Annotated in this window: 19 protein-coding genes and 3 riboswitches; of the genes, 16 read left to right on the forward strand and 3 right to left on the reverse strand. The window is 39.3% G+C overall.

The annotated features are described in order from the left end of the window. Window positions 1-537 precede the first annotated feature (537 nt). The 10 genes from QBK89_RS12225 (at window position 538) to QBK89_RS12270 (ending at window position 15,129) form a co-directional block, all read left to right on the forward strand. Window positions 538-1,497 carry an AAA family ATPase gene (locus QBK89_RS12225; RefSeq protein ID WP_284141341.1) on the forward strand — a complete coding sequence of 320 codons (960 nt, stop codon included), beginning with the start codon at window positions 538-540 and terminating at the stop codon, window positions 1,495-1,497. Further along, window positions 1,497-2,765 carry a DUF58 domain-containing protein gene (locus QBK89_RS12230; RefSeq protein WP_284141342.1) on the forward strand — a complete coding sequence of 423 codons (1,269 nt, stop codon included), beginning with the start codon at window positions 1,497-1,499 and terminating at the stop codon, window positions 2,763-2,765. Before QBK89_RS12225 ends, QBK89_RS12230 begins: the two co-directional genes overlap by 1 nt. After that, entirely contained in the window at window positions 2,759-4,960 is a 2,202-nt protein-coding gene (locus QBK89_RS12235) for a transglutaminase TgpA family protein (protein WP_284141343.1), read from the forward strand. The genes QBK89_RS12230 and QBK89_RS12235 overlap by 7 nt, the downstream gene beginning before the upstream one ends. Before the next feature lie 43 nt (window positions 4,961-5,003). Next, a riboswitch (purine riboswitch) is annotated at window positions 5,004-5,105 on the forward strand. 730 nt (window positions 5,106-5,835) lie between these two features. After that, window positions 5,836-7,371, forward strand: coding sequence for a glutamine-hydrolyzing GMP synthase (guaA, locus tag QBK89_RS12240; protein ID WP_284141344.1), 1,536 nt, complete (start codon window positions 5,836-5,838; stop codon window positions 7,369-7,371). Between the two features lie 627 nt (window positions 7,372-7,998). Further along, the gene (locus QBK89_RS12245) at window positions 7,999-8,268 is read left to right on the forward strand and encodes an ATP-binding cassette domain-containing protein (RefSeq protein WP_284141345.1); all 270 of its coding nucleotides are present in this window, start codon (window positions 7,999-8,001) and stop codon (window positions 8,266-8,268) included. Between the two features lie 279 nt (window positions 8,269-8,547). Next, a complete protein-coding gene (locus tag QBK89_RS12250) occupies window positions 8,548-9,288 on the forward strand; it encodes a MerR family transcriptional regulator (RefSeq protein WP_284141346.1) in 741 nt (246 codons plus the stop codon). Further along, on the forward strand, window positions 9,281-10,999 hold the full coding sequence (locus tag QBK89_RS12255; protein ID WP_284141347.1) for an ABC transporter ATP-binding protein: 1,719 nt from the start codon (window positions 9,281-9,283) through the stop codon (window positions 10,997-10,999). Before QBK89_RS12250 ends, QBK89_RS12255 begins: the two co-directional genes overlap by 8 nt. Before the next feature lie 276 nt (window positions 11,000-11,275). Then, window positions 11,276-12,475: an NAD(P)/FAD-dependent oxidoreductase gene (locus QBK89_RS12260; protein WP_284141348.1), complete on the forward strand. Its 1,200-nt coding sequence runs from the start codon at window positions 11,276-11,278 to the stop codon at window positions 12,473-12,475. A 13-nt stretch (window positions 12,476-12,488) separates the two neighbouring features. Further along, window positions 12,489-13,364 carry an RNA polymerase sigma-70 factor gene (locus tag QBK89_RS12265; RefSeq protein WP_284141349.1) on the forward strand — a complete coding sequence of 292 codons (876 nt, stop codon included), beginning with the start codon at window positions 12,489-12,491 and terminating at the stop codon, window positions 13,362-13,364. Between the two features lie 197 nt (window positions 13,365-13,561). Then, a riboswitch (purine riboswitch) is annotated at window positions 13,562-13,663 on the forward strand. Between the two features lie 134 nt (window positions 13,664-13,797). Beyond that, on the forward strand, window positions 13,798-15,129 hold the full coding sequence (locus QBK89_RS12270) for an NCS2 family permease (protein WP_284141350.1): 1,332 nt from the start codon (window positions 13,798-13,800) through the stop codon (window positions 15,127-15,129). 46 nt (window positions 15,130-15,175) lie between these two features. Here the strand turns inward: QBK89_RS12270 and QBK89_RS12275 are convergent, their stop codons facing one another. Continuing rightward, on the reverse strand, window positions 15,176-16,339 hold the full coding sequence (locus QBK89_RS12275) for an MFS transporter (protein WP_284141351.1): 1,164 nt from the start codon (window positions 16,337-16,339) through the stop codon (window positions 15,176-15,178). 112 nt (window positions 16,340-16,451) lie between these two features. After that, window positions 16,452-17,006 carry a peptide-methionine (S)-S-oxide reductase MsrA gene (gene msrA, locus QBK89_RS12280; RefSeq protein WP_284141352.1) on the reverse strand — a complete coding sequence of 185 codons (555 nt, stop codon included), beginning with the start codon at window positions 17,004-17,006 and terminating at the stop codon, window positions 16,452-16,454. A 106-nt stretch (window positions 17,007-17,112) separates the two neighbouring features. Between msrA and QBK89_RS12285 the strand changes: the two genes are divergently transcribed. Next, entirely contained in the window at window positions 17,113-17,841 is a 729-nt protein-coding gene (locus tag QBK89_RS12285) for an MOSC domain-containing protein (protein ID WP_284141353.1), read from the forward strand. A 123-nt stretch (window positions 17,842-17,964) separates the two neighbouring features. Here the strand turns inward: QBK89_RS12285 and QBK89_RS12290 are convergent, their stop codons facing one another. After that, the gene (locus QBK89_RS12290) at window positions 17,965-18,399 is read right to left on the reverse strand and encodes an Hsp20/alpha crystallin family protein (RefSeq protein ID WP_284141354.1); all 435 of its coding nucleotides are present in this window, start codon (window positions 18,397-18,399) and stop codon (window positions 17,965-17,967) included. Window positions 18,400-18,548: 149 nt separating this feature from the next. Between QBK89_RS12290 and QBK89_RS12295 the strand changes: the two genes are divergently transcribed. The 5 genes from QBK89_RS12295 (at window position 18,549) to purC (ending at window position 23,253) form a co-directional block, all read left to right on the forward strand. Then, window positions 18,549-19,184, forward strand: coding sequence for a DUF2179 domain-containing protein (locus QBK89_RS12295; protein WP_284141385.1), 636 nt, complete (start codon window positions 18,549-18,551; stop codon window positions 19,182-19,184). A gap of 130 nt (window positions 19,185-19,314) precedes the next feature. Beyond that, window positions 19,315-19,414: riboswitch (purine riboswitch) on the forward strand. Window positions 19,415-19,596: 182 nt separating this feature from the next. Beyond that, window positions 19,597-20,088 (forward strand): 5-(carboxyamino)imidazole ribonucleotide mutase, encoded by a 492-nt coding sequence (gene purE, locus QBK89_RS12300; protein ID WP_284141355.1) that lies wholly within the window; start codon window positions 19,597-19,599, stop codon window positions 20,086-20,088. Beyond that, window positions 20,075-21,205 (forward strand): 5-(carboxyamino)imidazole ribonucleotide synthase, encoded by a 1,131-nt coding sequence (purK, locus tag QBK89_RS12305; RefSeq protein ID WP_284141356.1) that lies wholly within the window; start codon window positions 20,075-20,077, stop codon window positions 21,203-21,205. The genes purE and purK overlap by 14 nt, the downstream gene beginning before the upstream one ends. Then, entirely contained in the window at window positions 21,202-22,494 is a 1,293-nt protein-coding gene (gene purB, locus QBK89_RS12310; RefSeq protein WP_284141357.1) for an adenylosuccinate lyase, read from the forward strand. The genes purK and purB overlap by 4 nt, the downstream gene beginning before the upstream one ends. Window positions 22,495-22,533: 39 nt before the next feature. Beyond that, window positions 22,534-23,253: a phosphoribosylaminoimidazolesuccinocarboxamide synthase gene (purC, locus tag QBK89_RS12315; RefSeq protein ID WP_284141358.1), complete on the forward strand. Its 720-nt coding sequence runs from the start codon at window positions 22,534-22,536 to the stop codon at window positions 23,251-23,253. Window positions 23,254-23,311: the final 58 nt, after the last annotated feature.

Here is a 23,311-nt window from a genome sequence, read left to right on the forward strand (position 1 = left end):
TCGAGATTGGAAAAGGAGAATCAATCCTTTTTTTGTTGGGGGATAGTTCTCGCTCGAATTTGGGGAGTTTTTGGTCGTTTGGGTTGGAGTCTCGATCGTTTAGAGTGGATTCTTGATCGTTTAGAGTGGATTCTTGATCATTTGAGGTAGTTTCTTGATCGTTTAGGTTGGCTCTTGATCGTTTAGGTTGGCTCTCGATCGTTTGGGTTGGATTCTTGATCGTTTAGGGTAGTTTCTCGATCGTTTGGAGTGGATTCTCGCTCGAATTCGGGTAGTTCTCGCTCGAAAAGAGATCACCCTCGCTCGGATTCAACCAGCTCCACCCAACAAAGTGCAGGTAGTCCTCATTCTAGTTTCCCACACTTTTCTAAATACCTATCAATCTTGCTTGCGGTAGAAGTATATAAATCTACGGAACGGTGCATACTAGTTTTTGATAGTTCTTTCATTCATTTACGGTTTTTAGTATAGTTAAAGTAGAATTGTTTGAATGTTTGAAACGGGGATTCATAGAAAACTAAAGGGGCCGATATAAAGATGCAGGATACCATGATTTATAATGAAAAAGTAGATAAAGTGATTAAAAATATAAATAAAGTGATGATTGGCAAGGAAGACATTGCCATCTTAAGCTTAACTGCACTCCTCGCAGAAGGGCATGTTTTACTGGAGGATGTTCCAGGTGTTGGAAAAACGATGCTTGTCCGTACATTGGCGAAATCGCTTGATTGTGATTTTAAACGTATTCAATTCACCCCAGACCTACTCCCATCAGACGTTACTGGCATCTCTATTTATAATCCAAAGGAAATGGAATTTGAATTTCGCGGTGGTCCATTATTAGGAAACATCGTGTTAGCTGATGAAATTAATCGTACCTCTCCAAAAACACAATCCTCTTTATTAGAGGGAATGGAGGAACGGAGTATTACGGTGGACGGGAACACGATGCAGCTGAATAAGCCGTTTTTTGTTATGGCGACGCAAAATCCGATTGAATATGAAGGTACATATCCGCTACCAGAAGCGCAGTTAGATCGTTTTTTGCTGAAAATGAATATGGGCTATCCATCCATGACTGAAGAGCTTGAAATGTTAGAGCGAATGTCAAGAGAACACCCTATTCATACAATTGAAGCTGTGATTACGAAGGAAGAGCTCGTCGCGATGCAGGAGGAAGTACAGCGTGTTTATGTGGAACAAAATGTACAGCAGTATATTGTTCAGCTTGTACGAGGCACACGATCACATGAATCTATCTTTCTAGGTGTTAGCCCCCGTGGATCCATAGCCTTAATGAAAGCAGCAAAGGCATATGCTTACATTAACGGACGCGATTTCGTTATTCCGGATGATGTAAAATATCTTGCTCCATTCGTGCTATCACATCGAATTATTGTCCAATCAGATGCACGGTATGAAGGAAAAACAAACGAGGATGTTATTCAAAGCATTGTAAAAAACACTTATATCCCAGTGCGAAAGGAATTTAGTTAATGAAAGACCATTTTCGCTTTGTTGGGAGTTTAGTGCTTCATATCGTTTTAATCATCGCTTTGTTTTCGTTTGCAATGTTTCAAGGAGGATTTACAAGCTGGTTTTTATTTTATAGCTTTCTCCCTATATCCATCTATCATCTTGCATTACTTTTTTATCCAATTAAAAGGTGGCGGGTGGAAAGAAAGCAATTGCAGCATATGGTAAGAGCTGGAGGTCATGTACCTATACATGTGCAGATCTCCCGAAAGCTTCCTTTTCCACTATTTTATTGTGTTTGTGAAGAACTGTTACCTCCAACGTTAAATAAACTGGATACCCGCAAAGAAAAATATGTGTATTTGCATCAACCACAAAAACTACAAGTAAGACGCAGAATCAAAAAAATGATATTTCCGTGGTTCCGTCGACAGATTCGTCTCTCGTATGAACTGCAGCATATTCCGCGAGGGGTGCATCAGCTCCAAGCAATTCGGATATCGATTGGCGATGTGTTTGGCTTTGTTAAAAAAGAGCATGTTTTTTTATTGGAGGATGAGCTGATCGCTTTTCCAAATGAACGACCACTGCAATTAGCAGAAAAACTAACAAGCTTTCAGCAAGGCACAGCATCCTCACTCGCATTTAATTTAAAGAATACAAATGTTGCCTCGGGAATTCGTGAATATATTCCAGGGGATCGTTTTTCTTGGATCGATTGGAAGCAAACGGCGAAGAAAAATGTGGTAATGACGAAGGAGTTTGAGCAAGAAAAAAGTGAAGACACGTTAATTGTGCTGGATGGCTGTTATCATGAACGATTCAATGCATTAGCTTTTGAAGCGGCAATCGAATTAACGATTTCTTTAATCGGAGCGATTCAACAAAAATCCTCTCAAGTAGGGCTTCTATCCATTACGAGTGAAACAGTTTTCTTTCCCGTGCAGCACGATCCAACAAAGCGCGAAGGCATTCAGCAGCATTTAACTCGGATTGAAGCAAATGGAGAGCGTCATTTTGCGGAGCAATTAAAACAAGAGCTTGTCCGTATCCCGGGAACCAATTCGCTTGTAATTGTTACTACCAATCTCGATCATGCATTATCAAGCTTTCTTCAAAAAATAAAGCAACGAAAACGAAAGGTCCATGTTTTCTTTATTGATGCGGAAGTGAATATTCGAGATGAACAATATAACGCAGTGCAACAGCTCCAATTGCAGGATATCCATATCCACATATTGACGGAAAAAGAGCTTTTGCAAAGTCCGATTGAGGTGAATACATGGTGAAGCAAGATCAAAACGAGATCCCATTTTTATATGCCTTCATAATGTATGTTTTAGGGCTGCTCCTTTTCTTAGAGTGGTTATACCCGATTGGACAAATTACAGACACGAGTAATATGAATTTGTTCCTAGTTTATGCGTTGTTTTGCTTTGTTATATCCTTGCTGCAAACGAGATGGTGGCTCTCTTTTTTATTAAAAGGATTTGGAATGCTATTTATCATTCAGGCGCTGTTTTTTGAGTCTTCTTTTTTTAGCATGGACTGGATGCTTTATATGGTAGATGATTTTCAATGGAATGTGGAAGCATTGTTTTCGCAACGCTGGTATGAATTGACGCCACTGTTTCGAAGCGCGCTATTTCTAGTGCTTATTTGGTTAATGAGTTATTTAATTCATTATTGGTTTGTTGTCGTAAAACGGATTCTACTTTTTGTAATATTGACATTTATCTATTTGGCAGTGCTAGATACGTTTACAGCGTATAAAGTAGGATTATCGATTATTCGACCATTTGTCCTTGCATTTATTGCATTAGGCTTATCCAACTTTTTTCGTGTACTTTATGATGAAGGCATTCGCTATGCATGGGCGCGAAAAAATCCGCGCTGGATCATACCGATAATTGTAACGGTTTTAGCTGCTTCCATTATCGGTGTTTCCGCACCAAAATTTGGCCCACAATGGTCTGACCCGGTCCCGTATATCCAAGCGGTAACAGGATATGGGAATGGAAGTGGAGGAACGGTACAAAAGGTTGGTTATGGTGAGGACGATTCACGCTTAGGTGGATCATTTGTACAGGATGATACCGTTGTCTTCCAAGCGAAAGTGAATGAAAAGCATTATTGGCGAATCGAATCAAAGGATATTTATACCGGAAAAGGCTGGGAAAGGTCAGAGGAGCTTGCTTACATGGAACAAACGAATAGCCTTTCTTACAACTCCTTTTCACAGCAGGTAGAAACAGAAGCATTAGAAGGGGAAGTTGAATTTGCAGAACCATTAAAAATCAAAAAGCTGCTCTATCCTTATGGAACGGAAAAGGTGGAAGTAGATACTAATGTACGTTTGCTAGTAGATGAAGAGCTCGGTGAAGCACGAACGCAAATAAATGGTAAAGATATAAGCTTAAAAGGCTACAAGCTGCAATACAATCACCCTTCTTTTCCAATAGAATTAATGAAGGAGTCTTTTCCGAATGATTCGGGCGATGCAGAGATGCGAAAACGTTATCTGCAATTGCCAGAAACGCTTCCAGATCGCGTGTATGAGCTAGCAGCGGACATTACAAGTGACGACTATAATCGCTATGATAAAGTACGATCAGTGGAAAAGTATTTTAGTAGGAATGGATTTGTCTATCAAATTAGCGATGTACCAGTTCCTAGTAAGGATCAAGATTATGTTGATCAGTTTTTATTCGATTCGCAACTCGGGTATTGTGATAACTATTCCACCTCCATGGTAGTAATGCTGCGTACACTCGGAATTCCTGCAAGATGGGTAAAAGGATTTACAAGCGGGGAGCGCATCGAGAGGGGAGCCTCTACCGGGAAGGAATTTGACGTGTATGAGGTCACCAACAAAAATGCCCATTCTTGGGTAGAGGTTTATTTTCCAAAGGTTGGCTGGGTACCATTTGAACCGACACAAGGCTTTTCTAACTTAGCAGAATTTGATGTTAGTACAGGTACAAGTTCAACAGATGATACGTTAGATGCACCAGAAACAGAAACAAATCCTCAGGAACAACAAGAAAATATCAAGAAAAAAGAAGAAGAAAAAGCAGTAGAAGCATCAAGCAGTGCAACGAAGGAAAAGAATCCATTCTCGATGAATCTGTTTGTTTATGCCGGGATTGTTATGCTGCTCGGAGTAACATTTATGTTATATCGTCACCGTTTCCAGCTGCAGACCGCTTTTATCGAACGAAAGCTTATGCAAAATCCAGACGCACAAACCTACCAAGAAGCATATCATCATTTGTTAAAGCTGTTAAAACGAAATGGTATCCCACGCGATAGTGATCAGACGCTAAGAGAATATGCAAAACGAATTGACATACGCTATGACACAGATTCAATGGGGCAATTAACGAATGTATATGAACGAATGCTTTATAATAATGAAAAAAATAAAAGCACAACAGAAATCACACAATTATGGAAAAATTTAATTAAACGAATTATGGGTTGACCAAGCCTGCATTGGTTAGTAAAATAAGTAGCATTAAAAGCTATAAAAAATATATGTTGCCGTTCGTATATCCTTGATAATAAGGTTCAAGAGTCTCTACCGGGGCGCCGTAAATGCCCTGACTATGAAGGCAGATTTATTTAGGTATAACTAGATTTAGTAAACCTGGATTTCTGCCTTTTTGTACTTTTCCGTATGGTAGAGCTGCAAAGAGAGAGAAATGCAGGTTTTTTCATGTAAGCATGCGATGTGAGCGACCCGCGAATTAGTGAGTAGTATGTTCCACAGCGTTTTGTGTAAAACTGTGGAGAAGCAGGTTGGATGATAGCGGGAGTCCATGTTCAAGATACGGAAGCGGCGAGACCCAGCGAAGGATAACGCTTCGAATATAGGCGTGAAACGCGGAAACGATCAAGAATTGGGTTGAAACGATCAAGAAATGGCCGAATTCGATCAAGAATCGGGCTCAAACGATCGAGAAATGGCCGAATTCGATCAAGAAATGGGCTGAAACGATCAAGAAATGGCTGAATTCGATCAGGAATTGGGTTGAAACGATCAAGAAATGGCCGAATTCGATCAAGAATCGGGCTCAAACGATCGAGAAATGGCCGAATTCGATCAAGAAATGGGCTGAAACGATCAAGAAATGGCCGAACTCGATCAAGAATAGCGCTCAAACGATCGAGAACAGCCTAAACTCGATCAAGAAATCCCCAAAGTTGATCGGCAAATTCGCTTTAGTCTCAATCAAGATGACGCTGAAGCGCTTCGGAAATTATCGGAAACAGCGTGATTTACACATTATGAAAGAGGTACAAATGGCTAACATAGTTTCATTTATTTTATAAATACATTCAGTTAGGAGCAATACAATGGACAACAACGAAATGATTTTAGTTCTCGATTTTGGCAGCCAATATAATCAATTAATTACAAGAAGGATTCGTGAGTTTGGTGTGTATAGTGAGCTTCATTCCCACAAGCTAACAGCGGAAGAAATAAAGAAAATCAATCCAACAGGAATCATTCTATCTGGTGGCCCGTACAGTGTTTACGATGAAAATAGCTTTCGTCCAGATGAAGCTATTTTTGACCTAGGCATTCCAGTGTTAGGAATTTGCTACGGGATGCAACTAATGGCGCTGCATCATGGTGGAAAAGTAGAAAAAGCGAAAAACCGCGAATATGGAAAAGCACTAATTGATGTAAAAGAAGATGTAATTTTATTTGATAACACTCCAAAGCAGCAAACGGTATGGATGAGCCATGGTGATAAAGTTGTAGAAGCGCCTGCGACTTTCCGTGTCGATGCAACGAGTCCTTCTACACCAATTGCGGCAATGAGCAATACGGAAAAACAATTGTATGGAGTACAATTCCATCCAGAGGTTCGTCATTCAGAATACGGCAATCACTTGCTCCGCCAATTTGTATTTGATGTATGCCAATGCGCTGGCGACTGGACAATGGAAAACTTCATCGACATGGAAATCAAGAAAATTCAAGAACAAGTCGGCGACCGCAAAGTATTATGTGCATTAAGTGGTGGTGTTGATTCATCTGTTGTTGCGGTACTTATCCATAAAGCAATTGGCGATCAGCTTACATGTATTTTTGTTGATCATGGTTTACTACGCAAAAATGAAGCGGACGAAGTGATGAAAGTATTCGGTGATGATTTCCATATGCGTGTTATTAAGGTAGATGCAAAAGATCGCTTCCTTTCAAAGCTAAAAGGCGTAGACGATCCAGAGAAAAAACGTAAAATAATCGGCAACGAATTTATTTATGTGTTTGATGATGAGGCAGCGAAGTTAAAGGATATTGACTTCCTAGCACAAGGAACACTTTATACGGATATTATTGAAAGTGGAACGGAAACTGCGCAAACAATCAAGTCCCATCATAATGTTGGTGGATTACCAGAGGATATGCAATTCCAATTAATCGAGCCACTAAACACTTTATTCAAGGATGAAGTAAGAGAGCTTGGAAGTCAGCTTGGAATTCCAGATCATATTGTATGGCGTCAGCCGTTCCCAGGTCCAGGTCTTGCGATTCGAGTGCTTGGTGAGGTAACAGAAGAAAAACTGGAGATTGTTCGTGAATCAGATGCAATTCTTCGTGAGGAAATTGCCGCTGCAGGTCTTGACCGCGATATTTGGCAGTACTTTACGGTGCTTCCGAATATTCGAAGCGTTGGTGTGATGGGTGATGCAAGAACGTATGATTACACAATTGGCATTCGTGCGGTAACATCGATTGACGGCATGACATCTGACTGGGCTCGAATCCCATGGGATGTACTAGAAAGAATTTCAACCCGTCTCGTCAACGATGTAGCTCATATTAATCGGGTGGTGTATGACGTAACGTCGAAGCCGCCTGCGACGATTGAGTGGGAATAATAGAAGAAGAGCTGAAAACCTTTATTTAATGGGTTTTCAAGCTCTTTTTTGCGCTACTAAATAGATTTGATCGTTGACGAATAGTAGTTGAATGCGATTGAAATAATTCGCAGTGTGGACATTTATGATACGGGAAAAGAAGCATTGACAGGAAATGGGATCTTTAGGTACTTTATTTGATGCGTTATTTATTCCTATTGGAACTAAAGTAAGTCAAAATGAGCAGCTGAATATTAACTTTGTCCACGGTGAATTGACTAAACTTATGCAAGATACAATATAATTCACCAACCATGAAAGACACACTAGGAGTTTTTATACAGCCTGATATAGACGCTTCAAAAATGGTATAATAAAAATTCGAAATACTTAGCTAATTTTAAATAGGGTTTTAGGGTTTAATTAATATACTTAAATTTATTGATTGATGATAATAATACTATTTATATTAGGTCCAATCAGATTACTTCTTTATATATTATAAGAAATGTACCTCGCGGTGTACTTATTGATGAGAATGGCAATATTATATTCAGCAATTATATAAAGCATATTAATGTTTTGAATAATACGCTGCTAAACGAGAAAAACGTGAGAAAATCAATTCTAGTATAAGGGGGAATAGTAGTGATTAAACATATAAAATGTACTAGTCTTAAGAGACACTATGAAGGGGACGGAACAAAAACGATAGCATTACAACATGTTGATTTGGGATTTGAAAAAGGGGAATTCACCGCTGTTATTGGTCCATCGGGTTCGGGAAAATCTACCTTGTTAAGTCTTATCGGTACTTTAGACAAGCCAAGTGAGGGTGTAATCACATACGACGATGAAGAAATTTTAAAGAAGAGTAAAAGTAAAAGTAAATTAGCAGATTTTCGCTTCCAATTTTGAAAATGGGTCACTAGTGTGGTTTGAGCGTGATAGTGCTGAAAAGGCGTCGGAAGAGTGATAACCTTTAAAGTTTATTATGCATAACCAATTAAAAAATGGTGCCAGGTATTGGGCACCATTTTTTTAGGCCCTAAAATATTGGATCTATGTCAAGTGTTGGAGTGAAGTGAGGTGAACCTTATCATAAGTAAAGAAGGCTTTTAATTTTAAAAACCTTATGAAAGTAGTTGCATCTGACGTAACGGTAGATATTATACTTAAGAAAAGGAGGGTGAAAATATGTATACAATTGGAGACTTTGCAAAAAAGACAGGGCTAACTGTACGAGCATTGCGATTTTATAGTGAAAAGGGATTAGTAAAACCCTGTTTTATTTCAGATGCAGGTCATCGTTATTATAATGACGATAGCATTGAAACCATTCAAAAAATAGTGACACTAAAATATCTAGATTACTCACTTGAGGACATTGAGGAGATATTAAGTAATGAGGAGCATCAGCAGTTAATAGAATCATTTATGTTTCAAAAGCTCCAACTAGAGAAAAAGCGAAACCAAATTGAACGTGTCATTGCGAGCCTGGACCAGGCGATTGAAATAGGGAAACGCAGTGAAGTAATTGATACGTCACTTTATTTATCGGTAATTTTTAATTTGCTAAAAGAGGATGAGCAGAGGGAATATTTAAAAAGTATCTTACCTGAAGAGTTAGTCCAGCGCATATATGATTTTTTTGAAATGAATATTATTGAATCAAATCAACAATACATACACTTAGCAAATCAACTGAAGAAAGCTTACATTCAACCGGTAAAAGATGAGTATTTGAAGTCGTTAATCGAGCAGTTTTTTTCACTAATTCCACAGGATATTTTAGTTGAATTGGTAGATGCATTAAAAGAATATGAGGATATTAAAATGGATGAATGGTTGTTTCCGTCGCCCTTTACAAAAGAAGAGGAAGAGTGGTTAATTTCGCAGGCTGAAAGGTTCGGACTGGGAGGTACAGAGGATGAATAATTCTGTAAGAGGAATATGGAAGCTTGTTAATAGCCATCGATTATCGAAAAAGCTTACGATAGGCACTTTTTTACTAAGCATTTTTGAAACACTTATTGGATTGGCTGTTCCTTTAGTGACGATGAGAATGATTAATAATTTCTCAACGATTGGCTTTTCATTGCAGTCCATTTTATTAGTAGGTGTATTTTTAATTTCCCAAGCTTTAATGAGTGGAGTAACGTTTTATATGATGCGTAAGCTTGGGGAAAGAATAGTGGCTAACTTGCGAGGAAAGGTATGGGCACATGTTTTACAATTACGTGTTCCATACTTTGATGCACATGAGTCTGGAGAAACAATGAGTAGAATTACCCAAGACACCAATGTAATTAAGGAGCTTATTACAGACCATCTGATTAGTTTTATTTCTGGCATGTTTGCTATTGTGGGAGCAGTAATCATATTAATCATCATTGATTGGAAAATGACACTGCTCATGCTAATTGCAGTTCCGGTAGCGATTTTATTGATACTACCTCTTGGACAACGTATGCATAAGATTGCGTCAGCAAATCAAGATGAGCTTGCTAGCTTTTCTGGTCAGTTGGGGCGTGTGTTAACGAATATTCGATTAGTGAAAACCTCGCAAACAGAATGTTTTGAGAAGAAAAATGGAGAAGAAAAAATTCATCATTTGTATCAATTTGGATTGAAGGAAGCAAAAATTTTAGCTGTTCTATCACCAATTATGACGTTCATCATGATGGTTGTACTCATTTTATTGTTTGGATATGGCGGTGCAAAGGTAGCGACAGGTGCAATTTCAGCAGGTGAATTGGTCGCGATTATGATTTACCTCGTGCAAATTATAGTTCCATTTACGCAAATGGCAACATTTTTTACTGCACTTCAAAAAGCGATGGGGGCAACAGAACGATTACAGGATATTTTGAACGAACCAATTGAAGGACAAGGAAAGACTGCCATTTCCTCATCTGATGAATCGATTGTTTTTGAAAATGTTGCATTTCAATACAATGAGACACCTCTTTTAAAAGATATTTCCTTTACAATTCCAGCAGGAAAAACGACTGCATTGGTTAGCTCCAGTGGAGGAGGGAAGACTACAATATTTTCATTAATAGAACGATTTTATGATGTAGCAAATGGTACGATTCGATTTGGAAAACAGCCTATTGAAAGTATTGATTTAAAACAGTGGCGCAGCTTATTTGGCTACGTATCCCAAGAAGCGCCTCTTATGAATGGAACAATTCGAGACAATGTAGCTTATGGAGAAAGTGAAATATTAGAATCGGATATAATACGAGCATTAAAAAATGCTTATGCATGGGATTTTGTCCAACAATTTGAAAAAGGGATAGATACAGAGGTGGGCGAAGGAGGAATGAAGTTATCAGGCGGGCAAAGGCAGCGGATTGCGATAGCACGTGCACTATTTCGAGATCCCGCGATATTACTATTAGATGAAGCAACATCTAACCTTGATAATGATTCAGAGAGAGAAGTGCAAAAGGCAATTGATCAAGTAATGAAAGGTCGTACAACAATTATTATTGCACACCGATTATCAACAATTACCCATGCTGATCAAATTCTAGTGTTTGAGGATGGGCGCATAAGCGGTTGTGGAAAACATGAGGAGCTTCAGGAAAATCACCTTTACTATAAACAGTTAATTAAACTAATGACGACAGATGCTATATAATGCATGATCATGTAATTTGAATTAAAAGTTACTATATAAAATCGTATTTACTCATATCGCGGGCACCGTATTACAGAGTAATAAATAGATAATAAAGTATATCCCCTTGAACGCTTGAAAGAGTGTTAGGGGTTTTTTATTTTAGAAGGTAATTAGTTCACATTTAAGGGATGAATCTCCAGTAGCACATAAGTTAGATTACTTTTCTATATGATTGGTGTCACAATATCACTTCCTATTTCGTTATATCTGTAAAGAAAATAGGGAGAGATGAGTATGAAGGAATTGACATGTATCGTAATTGGTGGAGGCTACGCTGGTATTAATGCAATTAAAAGCATTCAAAAATTATGTAAGGAAGTAATCGGTGGACGGCGATTAAGGCTTGTATTAATTGACAAGAATTCTTACCACTTGCGAAAGGTATTACTTTTTAAACCCGCAGTAAACAAAAATGAAATTACTGTCCCACTGACCAGATTGTTTCCTAATGGAATTGAGATTGTTCAGGCAACTGTAACTAAAATAAATTCAAATGTAAAAAGTATCCTATATATAGATTCCAATGGAAATGAAGATGAAATGAAATACGATCTTCTTGTGTCGGCAGTCGGGAGTGTTGTAAAAAAACCAGATTCTTCAAAAGGTGGAATAGCTTTATCTTGTGTTGACGATGCCGTGAAAATCCGGCACATATGGCAAACGAATGTCAAAAAAGCATTAACAGAAACGAATGCAATAGAACGTCAAAGGCTATGTACAATTGCTGTGGCTGGAGCTGGTTTAAGCGGAATAGAAACTTCAGCTGAACTGGCGTATTCCGTTCAAGAATTAGTTAAACAGTCAGGGTTTGATCCTAGCCTAGTAAGCATATATCTATTCAATTCGAAAGATAGATTATTTCCAAACGGACCAGAAAAAGTGAGCGAGAAGCTAGAAAATAAACTTTTGAATCTTGGAATTACGGTCATACACGGAACAAAAGTAATGAAGGAGAAAAATGGTATACTGACATTATCAAACGGAGAGCAGCTATCAGCAGGACTTTGTATATGGACTCTGGGACAGATACCTAATTCCCATGTGAACAACTTAGGTCTACCAACTAATTCAGAAGGTCACGTTATGGTAGATGAATGCTATCGTGTTCAAGGTACTCAATATGTGTATAGTATTGGTGATTGTGCCAGGATTGTGGACCCTTTAACTGGCTTGGAAGATGGGAAGACATGTAAGGAAGCGATTGCCCAAGCTGAAAGACTCGCAAAAATTTTATTGGCTGATCTTGAAGGAGGGCGGGCACCTAGTCATAAAAGCTTTGTTGAATTTTTCTGTTTTGGGTTAGGACCACGGGATGGGATGGCATGGGTACGTAAATGGGGATTAGACATTATATTAACAGGGAAGCTTGGGTGGCAAATAAGAAAGTGGACATGGAATTCCGCTAGTCTAATTAAAGAAAGTAATGAGAATTGAATGGGGTGGTGAGGTGAAAGAACTATATAAGGAATATAAAGGATTGCTCTTTTCACTTGCTTATCAAATGACAGGTTCAGCAATAGATGCAGAAGATGTTGTGCAAGATACTTTTCTGAAATTAAATGATTTGGATCGAGACCGACTGGATGAACCCAGGGCATATCTATGTAAAATGGTAACAAATCGCTGTAAGGATTTACTGAAAAGTGCGCGACATCGGAAAGAGCAGTACGTTGGTGAATGGCTTCCTGAACCGATTGTTACCTTGGAAGATCAAACCTCTGAAGCGGTTATTCGTGATCAGCAGTTAGCTTACGCTGTACTCGTAATGTTAGAAAGATTATCTCCTGAAGAAAGAGCCGTGTTCGTACTACATGAGGCAATCGGGTTTAAGTATAATGAAATTGCCAGTATTGTTAATAAAAGTGAAGTGAATTGCCGAAAAATAAACAGTCGTGCGCGAGAAAAATTAGGAGTACCCACTGAGTTAAACATTCAATCGGAAACAGCTAGTAGACAATGGATTAATAGATTCCTTAGGGTAATAGAACAGGATAATGTAGATGAAATTATATCTATGCTAGCAGAAGATGTTGTGCTGATCGCCGATGGAGGCGGAAAGGTTACTGCCGCTGTTCAGCCTATCAAATCCAGCAAAAACGTTGCCAGCTTTCTTATTGGCCTATATCGTAAAGTATCTAAAAGTGATGAAGCTTTGCACATTGAAAGAACAAATATAAATGGGCAGTATGGGCTTATAATACGAATAAATAAATATATTGATAGTGTCGTGTTGTTTCACATCAAGAATAATGCTATCTCCAATATCTATTTAGTACGGAATCCGGATAAGTTAAATGGCATTAAAAAAATGAATACCCAGTAAATAATGATTACTTTTTACAACCACGATACAGATATTTCGTTAGAGATAGGAAAATATAAACGCTTAAAAAAAAAGAGTTTAATAGATGAAATTGCTACCTAATATCACTAATAATCGAACATTAAATAAAATAATGTAAAAATAGTTCGGTTTTTGTTGACGGAAAGTGAAATCGATAGTAGAATAACAGCATACGTTAGTTCAATTGAATATGTTTGCGTATAATTTGGGGAATATGGCCCATAAGTCTCTACCGAACCACCGTAAATGGTCCGACTACGCAGTGTAAATAAGGATAAAGCATCGCACATATTGCCTATGCTGCGATTTGCTTTTGATTCTTTTTCCTGCTTTGTTTATCGGTAGCGCACTTGGCCACAAAAGGTCTGGTGTGCTTTTTTACTTTTTCCTAAAAAACGAGGAGGATATCATCATGAAAAAGTATTTTGAGTTTGAAAAGTTTGGCACCAATTATCGAACAGAGTTTATGGCGGGAATGACAACCTTCCTTGCTATGGCATATATTTTGTTCGTCAATCCATCCACGTTGTCGCTTGCTGGGATCGATCTTCCTGAGGGAATGACGCGGATGGATCAGGGAGCAGTGTTTACCGCTACTGCGATTGCAGCTGCTGTTGGTACATTGTTCATGGGGATTATTGCGAAGTATCCAGTTGCACTTGCACCTGGGATGGGTTTGAATGCCTTTTTCGCATATACGGTTGTGCTAGGCTACGGAATTCCGTGGGAAACTGCTTTAGCTGGTGTGCTTGTTTCAGGTCTTATTTTTATTGTTTTAACGTTAACCGGCTTGCGAGAAAAAATTATTAATGCCATCCCATCTAATTTGAAAATGGCAGTTGGGGCTGGAATTGGTTTGTTCATTGCTTTTATCGGCTTTCAGAATGCGGGTATCATTGTTGGAAATGAAGCTACATTAGTAGCGATTGGTGATTTATCTCAGTCGACAACATTGCTTGCTATCTTTGGAATTGTAGTATCGGTTATTTTATTAGCACTAGGAATTAAAGGCGGTATTTTCTACGGAATGATCTTAACCGCTATTGTCGGTATGTTTGCTGGGTTAATCGATCCACCAAATGGTATATCTGGAATTGTTGGTGAAGTTCCGAGTTTAGCGCCTACATTTGGGCAAGCTTTCTCTCATTTTGGTGAAGTGTTTACTTTACAAATGCTTGTTGTTATTTTAACGTTTTTATTCGTTGACTTTTTTGATACGGCAGGTACGCTTGTTGCAGTTGCAACACAAGCTGGATTAATGAAGGATAATAAGCTTCCACGTGCTGGTAAAGCACTATTTGCTGATTCAGCAGCAACGGTAACAGGTGCGATTGTTGGAACATCTACAACGACATCTTATGTGGAATCAACTGCAGGTGTTGGTGCTGGTGGACGAACTGGGTTCACTGCAATCGTAACAGCAGGCTTCTTCCTGTTGGCGCTATTCTTCTCGCCATTGCTTAGTGTTGTAACACCACAAGTAACGGCTCCGGCATTAATCATTGTAGGTGTCTTAATGTCTTCGTCCTTGAAGAACATTGATTGGGATCAATTCGAAATTGCGGTACCAGCTTTCCTAACAATTATTGCAATGCCTTTAACATATAGTATTGCAACAGGTATTGCGATTGGCTTTATTTTCTATCCAATCACAATGATCCTAAAAGGACGTGTGAAAGAAGTTCATCCTGTCATGTACTTTCTATTTGTAATCTTTATTTTGTACTTTATCTTCTTATCATAGACAATGAAAAAAAACTTCCACGAATGTAGTGGAAGTTTTTTTGTGCTTAATGTGATGCGGCTTTTTTGCCATAGGTTACACTATGATAGATAAAGAAACAAATCGTACCTACAGTTGTGAGCCAGCCCATGACCATGTATAGGGTTGTCCCACCGAACGAATCAATGAGTGCACCACCTACGAGCGAACCGATAATACCTGATATTCCGAAAAATACGGCATAAAATATAAGATGCCCTGTAGACTGTAAGAGTTTCGGGATGAGTCGTGTTACATAATCCAAGGATGCTGTATAAAACACACCAAAGGTTAATCCATGCAAGAATTGAAGCGCGATAATGTAAGCTGCATCGTCTGCTGCTGCATATAAAAACCACCTAATACTATATAAGACGCCAGCAACGATGATAAAAAAGAGCGGGCGATATTTACGAAACCAAAAGCCAGCAAATGCGAATACAACTGCTTCACTTGATACGCCGACAAACCAGGCAAGGCCAACGAGCCCTTCGCTGCCACCGAGCTGGGCGATATAAAGCCCGATAAAGCTATCGTTCGCACGGTGGGAAATCGCGAGAAGCATTAATAATAGCATAAAGAAAACGAAGGGTTTATTTTTAACTAGTAATCCGACATCCTTTAGCTGCACAGGGTCTGCGTCTACTTTAACATCCTGGAGACGGAACACAACGAAAAGTGCCATAAGGCCAAATGCTAAATACGGCCAAATCATATATTGGACACCGACTCTTGCTAAAAGCTCGCCAATGAGAAGGGAAGAGGTTGCAAATCCGATTGATCCCCACATACGAATCGTGCCAAAGGATACGTTAAGGTCATCGGCACGACGCTGGGCAAGGCTATCTCCGAGTGCACCAATTGGTGTGGTGAAAAAGTAGAAGATAGCTCCCATGACTAGAATTGCTACTAAGCTGTTCATTTGAAAGAAAAGCACCGAACTGATTAATAGACCGAATACGCATATTAACAGCATGCGTTTCACCGTTTTATATTTATCACTCATGTAGCCCCAGAACGGCTGAGAAAAAATAGACGCGAGTGGACCTACGGCAAGCACCCAGCCAATTTCCGTGCCATTTAGTCCTTTATAGCGTAAATATAATGGTAGAAAGCTCAAAATGATAGTATTTGTAGCATGAAAGCTGAATAATAGCATTTTTAATGGAAGTAATGATTCTTTTTGAGGCATGTTGTCGCTCCTAATCTGTTTAGAGTCATTAGAGCTTATTATACTATTAGTTTGTGGAAAATTCGATGATAACAAAGTACGATAATTTTTGAAAACAAAAAGCATTCAAGTGCTAACTTGAATGCGTATCCTTTTTATTAGAGGTTCTCCACGTATCATCAATAAATGAATCTCGTCCTGATTTTGCACGATCGGCCTCATATTCGGTTGGATTCTTTTTATAAAAATCTTGGTGGTAATCTTCCGCCACATAAAACGGCTGTGCTGGAAGAATTTTCGTGACAATAGGCTTGGAAAATAGCTTGCTATTTTCTAGTGCTAGTCTGGAATCCGCAGCTTGTTTTTTCTGTGTTTCATCATGATAAAAAATCGCTGTCCGATAGGAATCACCGCGATCATGAAACTGCCCGCCGTCATCTGTCGGGTCGATTTGTCGCCAATATATTTCTAGAATTTCTTCATAGGAAATGATGGCTTCATCATACAGAATTTCAACTGCTTCATAATGGCCAGTGTTTCCTTGCTTTACATCTTCATAGGTTGGGTTTTCAATATGTCCACCTGTATATCCCGAAATGATTTGATGAACACCGTCCCATTGATCAAAGGGCTTAACCATGCACCAAAAGCATCCGCCTGCAAATGTCGCTTTTTTTAATGTATTCAATGTATTTTCCTCTTTTCCTCCAATAAGTAATGAAAGTAAGGCTTAATTACAGTAGAATGATAGATAGTGAACTAATTTTATCATAAATTAAAATGGAAGTGATAGAATGAACGAACCGTTTGTACATAAGATTTTTACTGGAAAGGTGCGCTCACTCGGAAGCGAAGCGGCAACGGATCGAATGGAGCGTCCTTGGGAAACGGGCATGTTTAAAGAAGCAGAAGAAAACCAGCTCTGGTTAGGCAAAACTGGATTAGCTGGCGATGAAGTAGCAGATAAGAAGAATCATGGAGGCCCGGAAAAAGCTGTTTTTGCTTATCCGATTAAGCACTATGCAGCTTGGCAGCAAGAGCTAAACAGGACCGATATCGATTTGGGGGCAATGGGTGAAAATCTTGCAGTGTTAGAGATGGATGAATTTACGGTTTGTATTGGCGATACGTACCGTTTTGGGGATGCGATTATTCAAGTATCACAACCCCGTCGCCCCTGCTGGAAGCCGGCAAGAAGGTTTAAGCTGATTGACCTGGCCTTGCGCATTCAAAATAGTGGTCGAACCGGCTGGTATTTTCGTGTGCTAGAAGAAGGCCATGTAATCTCAGGAATTGATCTAGAATTGATTGATAGGCCTTATCCAGAGTGGACGATCGCCGCCTGCAATGAAATTATGTATGTAAGGAAAGAGGAGCTTCACTTAGCATATGAATTATCGCATTGTGAGCTGCTCGCAGAAAATTGGCGAACGTCCTTAAACAAACGTTTGAATGGGAAGGAATCATCGACAAAAAAACGTGTGTACGGTCCAAATGGACAAGATGCCAATCGCCCTGATTAAAGAATAAGGAAATAAAAAAATACAACCATTCCATTTCGGTGTGGTTGTATTTTTATTCTACATGTAACTTGTAACTTGCAGTACCTTCCGCAGATAGAGTTTTACTTTATAGGAATAACTATATTATTCATCGTCTAACAAGCGAACATTGACTTTGTTTCGCCTACTTGAATCAGATATCAAGCGGTGTAGCTTAATATGAACTAATCCGTCTCGATAGGTTGCTGAAATCTTGTCAGCGCGCACAGGAAATGGAAGCTGTATACTTCGTTCAAACACACCTTGCATAATTTCTTCTTTTACTGCTTTTTCACCGTGAGGGCTAATCTCAATCGCTCCTCTCAGTTCTAATGTTGCATAGTCTACATAAATATCAATATGATCGATTGATTCTAAACCAGGAATACTTACAATGCAATATAGCTCGTGATCAGATTGATACATATTAAATTGGGGTATAGTAGGCTTAACAATTCCTTCAAACTGATTCCAAAATGAATCACTAAAAAAATGATCCATGCTCTTTTTCCAATCATTCATTTGTTGAAAAGGATCCATTCCATCACCTCGCTGATTCCATATTAGGTTTACTATAGTGTATGCTTTCTTTCGGGAATAGGTGATTGCCTAAAACGGATAAATTTTCGTTTCGCCAAATGAAAAAATACGTTATTCTAATAGAATACGAGCATAAGGAGGTGCACATGTTGCTAAGTAATGCATATGTGATGGTCGCGATAATTTTGATCATTAACATCGTCTACGTTTCATTTTTTACCATTCGTATGATTTTAACAATGAAGGGCCGGCGGTATATTGCTGCCTTTATAAGTATGTTTGAAGTCGTCATTTATGTGCTAGGATTAGGGCTCGTATTAGACAATTTAAATCAAATTCAAAATTTAGTCGCATACGCGCTTGGTTATGGTCTCGGTGTTATTGCTGGTTCCAAAATTGAAGAAAAGCTTGCCCTTGGATATATTACGGTGAACGTTATTTCATCCAACCCAGACATTGACTTTACTCGGAAATTACGGGATAAGGGCTATGGTGTCACGAGCTGGTTTGCCTATGGTATGGATGGGGATCGACTCGCCATGCAAATTTTAACTCCAAGAAAATATGAGCTAAAGCTATATGAAACGATAAAGCAAATCGATGCAAAGGCATTTATTATTGCTTATGAGCCAAAGCAAATACATGGTGGATTTTGGGTGAAGCAGGTTCGCAAAGGAAAACTTTTTCAAGTGAAACGGCGGGAAGCAGAGAAAGGAAACGCTTCTGGCGCAGCAACTGAAGCACAGACGATTCATGCTAATCAAAGTGAAAGCAATCCCAAATGATCGGAATTTAAAAATGTGTAAAAAGAAGATTTTTTTATCGTAGAGCTCAAAATCCGAACGTTATAAAATTTTATTGTAAAAATGTTCGTTTTCTGTTGACACTCGATGTTGCTCTTTGTTATGCTTAACCCGATAAAAGAATACGGTACCTCATATAATTTCGGGGATATGGCCCGATAGTCTCTACCTAGCACCGTAAATGCTGGACTATGAGGGAAGATGAAGGAAATCTGGCTCTTATACAATGTTATGTAGCCTGTTTTGCTGACGGCATGTTTTTCGTTATGGCGTTACGCCTATTCGTCTTCTCTCATGTAAGTTGGGGAGACGAATAGGCTTTTTTAATGGAGTGAATCAGAATTTCATAACATTAACATGTTGATATGCGTTAATACATGAAAGAGGGGATCTTATGGCTTTAGTTGGTGTGATCATGGGGAGTATTTCAGATTGGGAAACGATGAAGCATACGTGCCAGGTCTTGGATGAGCTCGACATTTCATATGAGAAAGAAATCATTTCCGCACATCGGACGCCGAATGATATGTTTTCTTATGCTACCTCTGCTCGAGAACAGGGGTTAAAGGTAATTATCGCTGGCGCAGGAGGTGCTGCACATCTTCCTGGAATGGTGGCGGCACAAACGACACTTCCTGTAATCGGTGTGCCTGTGCAAAGTACATCACTTCAAGGACTTGATTCCTTGCTTTCCATTGTGCAAATGCCTGGTGGTGTGCCAACTGCTACGGTAGCGATTGGGAAACCAGGGGCAATAAATGCGGCAATTCTCGCAGCACAGATTCTTGGGACCTATGATGAAGCAATTGCAGCGCGTCTGTTATCGCAACGAAAGCGCATGGAAGAAAAGGTAACGGAAATGAGGGAGCAGCTTGCAACAAATTAAGCATATTCTACCACCACAAACAATCGGAATCGTAGGTGGGGGACAGCTTGGCAGAATGATGGCTATTGCAGCAAAACAAATGGGCTATCGCATTGTTGTATTAGATCCGACGCCAAATTGTCCTGCAGCACAAATTGCTGATCAACAAATAGAGGCAGCTTATGATGATATGGATGCAATCAGCGCGCTAACAAGACAGAGTGATGTTATCACGTATGAATTTGAAAATGTTGATCTTCATGCAGCTACTTATATGGTGAAGAAAGGAAAGCTCCCACAAGGCGCGTACCCTTTAGAAATCACGCAAAACAGGGAAAAGGAAAAGCAATTTATGAAACAGCTAGGACTACCTGTACCGCGCTTTGCGATTGTTACGAATGCGGAAGAATGCCAAAACGCTTTTGAGCATGTTCCACTCCCTGCTGTTATTAAAACTTGTCATGGAGGGTATGATGGCAAGGGGCAGCTCCTTGTGGAAGAACTTGCTGATAAAGAAAAAGCGGCGGCATTTGCTGAAAAGCATCAGCATTGCATCGTTGAACAGTGGATTCGCTTTGATAAAGAAATTTCGGTTATTTTCACTCGTGGAACTACGGGACAAATTACGTTTTTCCCACTTGCTGAAAATGAGCATAGAACACATATTTTACATAAGACGATTGCTCCTGCGAATGTGAGCGATAAAGTAAAAGAACAGGCATATGCAGCAACACGAAAGCTTGCGGAAGCAATGGATATTGTTGGCACATTTGCGATTGAAATGTTTGTGGAAGGTGAGACGATTTTTCTGAACGAAATGGCACCACGTCCACATAATTCTGGGCATTATACCATCGAAGGCTGTAATATTTCACAATTCAGCCAGCATGTTCGTGCTATTTGTGGCTTGCCACTCATTCCTGTTCAGCCTTTGCAGTGTGCGGTTATGGTGAATATTCTTGGAGAAGCAATGGATAAAGTTGTTTCTGTAATGCCACAGCTCTCGGATGGCTTTATCCACCTTTATGGAAAGGCACAGGCGAAAAGAAAACGAAAAATGGGGCATATTACCTTTATTGCAGATACAGTGGAACAATTAAATGAGCAGCTAAGCATGTTGGAGGAGGAAATACAATGATTGAACGTTATACAAGAGAAGAAATGGGAGCAATTTGGACGGAGGAGAATAAATTTAAGGCATGGCTTGAGGTAGAAGTCCTTGCCTGTGAAGCATGGAGTGAGCTCGGGGTCATTCCAAGTGATGATGTTAAAAAGCTACGAGCGAATGCCTCCTTTCAGATGGAACGAATTTATGAAATTGAACAGGAAACAAGACATGATGTTGTGGCATTCACGCGCGCCGTTTCTGAAACGTTAGGTGAAGAAAGAAAATGGGTGCATTACGGTTTAACATCAACGGATGTAGTGGATACCGCACTATCCTTTATCTTAAAGCAGGCAAATGCCATTATTCGTAAAGACTTACATCGTTTCATTGACATATTAAAGCAGCGAGCAATGGAGCATAAGCATACTGTCATGATGGGAAGAACCCATGGCGTACACGCAGAGCCAACCACATTTGGGCTAAAGCTGGCGCTATGGTATGAGGAAATGCAGCGTAACCTGGAACGCTTTGAATTAGCCGCAAAAAATATTGAATTTGGAAAGCTTTCTGGAGCAGTTGGAACCTATGCAAACATCGATCCATTTGTGGAAAAGTATGTTTGTTCAAAGCTAGGATTATCGCCTGCACCTGTTTCAACACAAACGTTGCAGCGTGACCGTCATGCAGCATATGTATCAACGCTTGCATTAATTGCGACCTCCATCGAGAAATTTGCGACTGAAATACGCGGCCTGCAAAAAACAGAAACACGTGAGGTTGAGGAGCAATTCCGAAAAGGTCAAAAAGGATCCTCGGCAATGCCGCACAAACGAAATCCAATCGGGTCTGAAAACATGACTGGAATGGCTCGTGTGCTTCGTGGCTATATGGTTACTGCCTATGAAAATGTCGCTCTATGGCATGAGCGGGATATTTCACATTCCTCTGCAGAGCGCGTAATTTTACCAGATGCAACGATTGCTTTAAATTATATGTTAAATCGATTTGGTAATATTTTAGAAAATTTAACCGTGTTTCCAGAAAATATGAAGCGTAATATTGATAAAACGCACGGGGTTATTTTTTCGCAGCGTGTGCTCTTAGCGCTTATTGACAAAGGAATGGTACGAGAAACGGCATATGATATTGTCCAGCCGAAAGCAATGCAAGCTTGGGAGTCCGAAACACATTTTAAAGAGCTAGTAGAACAGGATAAGGAAATAACCGAATTGCTTTCTCAAGCAGAAATTGATGCATGCTTTGACTACACATACCATTTGAAAAATGTGGATGCGATTTTTGAAGAGATTGGACTGTAATGAGCTTAGTTATCGATAAAGTGAATGAGGTGATGTGAAGTGAAAGCAGCGCTTCTTTATGAAGGAAAAGCAAAAAAGGTTTACCAAGCTTCAGGTAATGAAGCACAGCTCGTATTATCATATAAAAATGATGCGACCGCTTTTAATGGGAAGAAAAAAGACGTATTTCCAGGGAAGGGACGTTTAAATAACGAAATTGCTGCAACGATTTTTTCCTACTTAGCGGAGCAAGAAATAGAAAGTCACTTTATTAAAAAATTAAATGAGACAGAGCAGCTTGTTCATAAAACGGAGATTGTTCCACTTGAGGTTGTTGTGCGCAATATAGCGGCAGGGAGTATTGTAAAACGACTTGGGTTAAGAGAAAAAGAAGTATTTTCTCCGCCATTAGTAGAACTATATTACAAAAATGATGACTTGAACGATCCGCTAATCAATGATGAACATGCAAAGTTTTTAACAGATCTTACTTCTGTTGAGCTTCATGAAATCAAAGTGAAAGCATTTGAGATTAATACTTCACTTCGTTTGTTATTTCAATCTATTAATCTAACGTTAGTAGATTTTAAGCTAGAGTTTGGGCGGTTGGCAAATGGACGTATTATTCTTTCGGATGAAATTTCGCCAGACACGTGTCGCCTTTGGGATAAAGATACAGAGGCAAAGCTAGATAAGGACGTATTTAGACAAGGAACAGGAGATCTAATCCAGGTATATGAGCAAGTGCTTGAACGACTAACCAATTATGTCAGTGTGTAAAGGTGGGCAACAGCTTGTAGGTTTTTTTCTAGGAAATTACAACGAATATTGGAGGGGA

It is taken from the genome of Virgibacillus sp. LDC-1, from assembly GCF_030137545.1.
Classification (GTDB): Bacteria; Bacillota; Bacilli; order Bacillales; family Amphibacillaceae; genus LDC-1.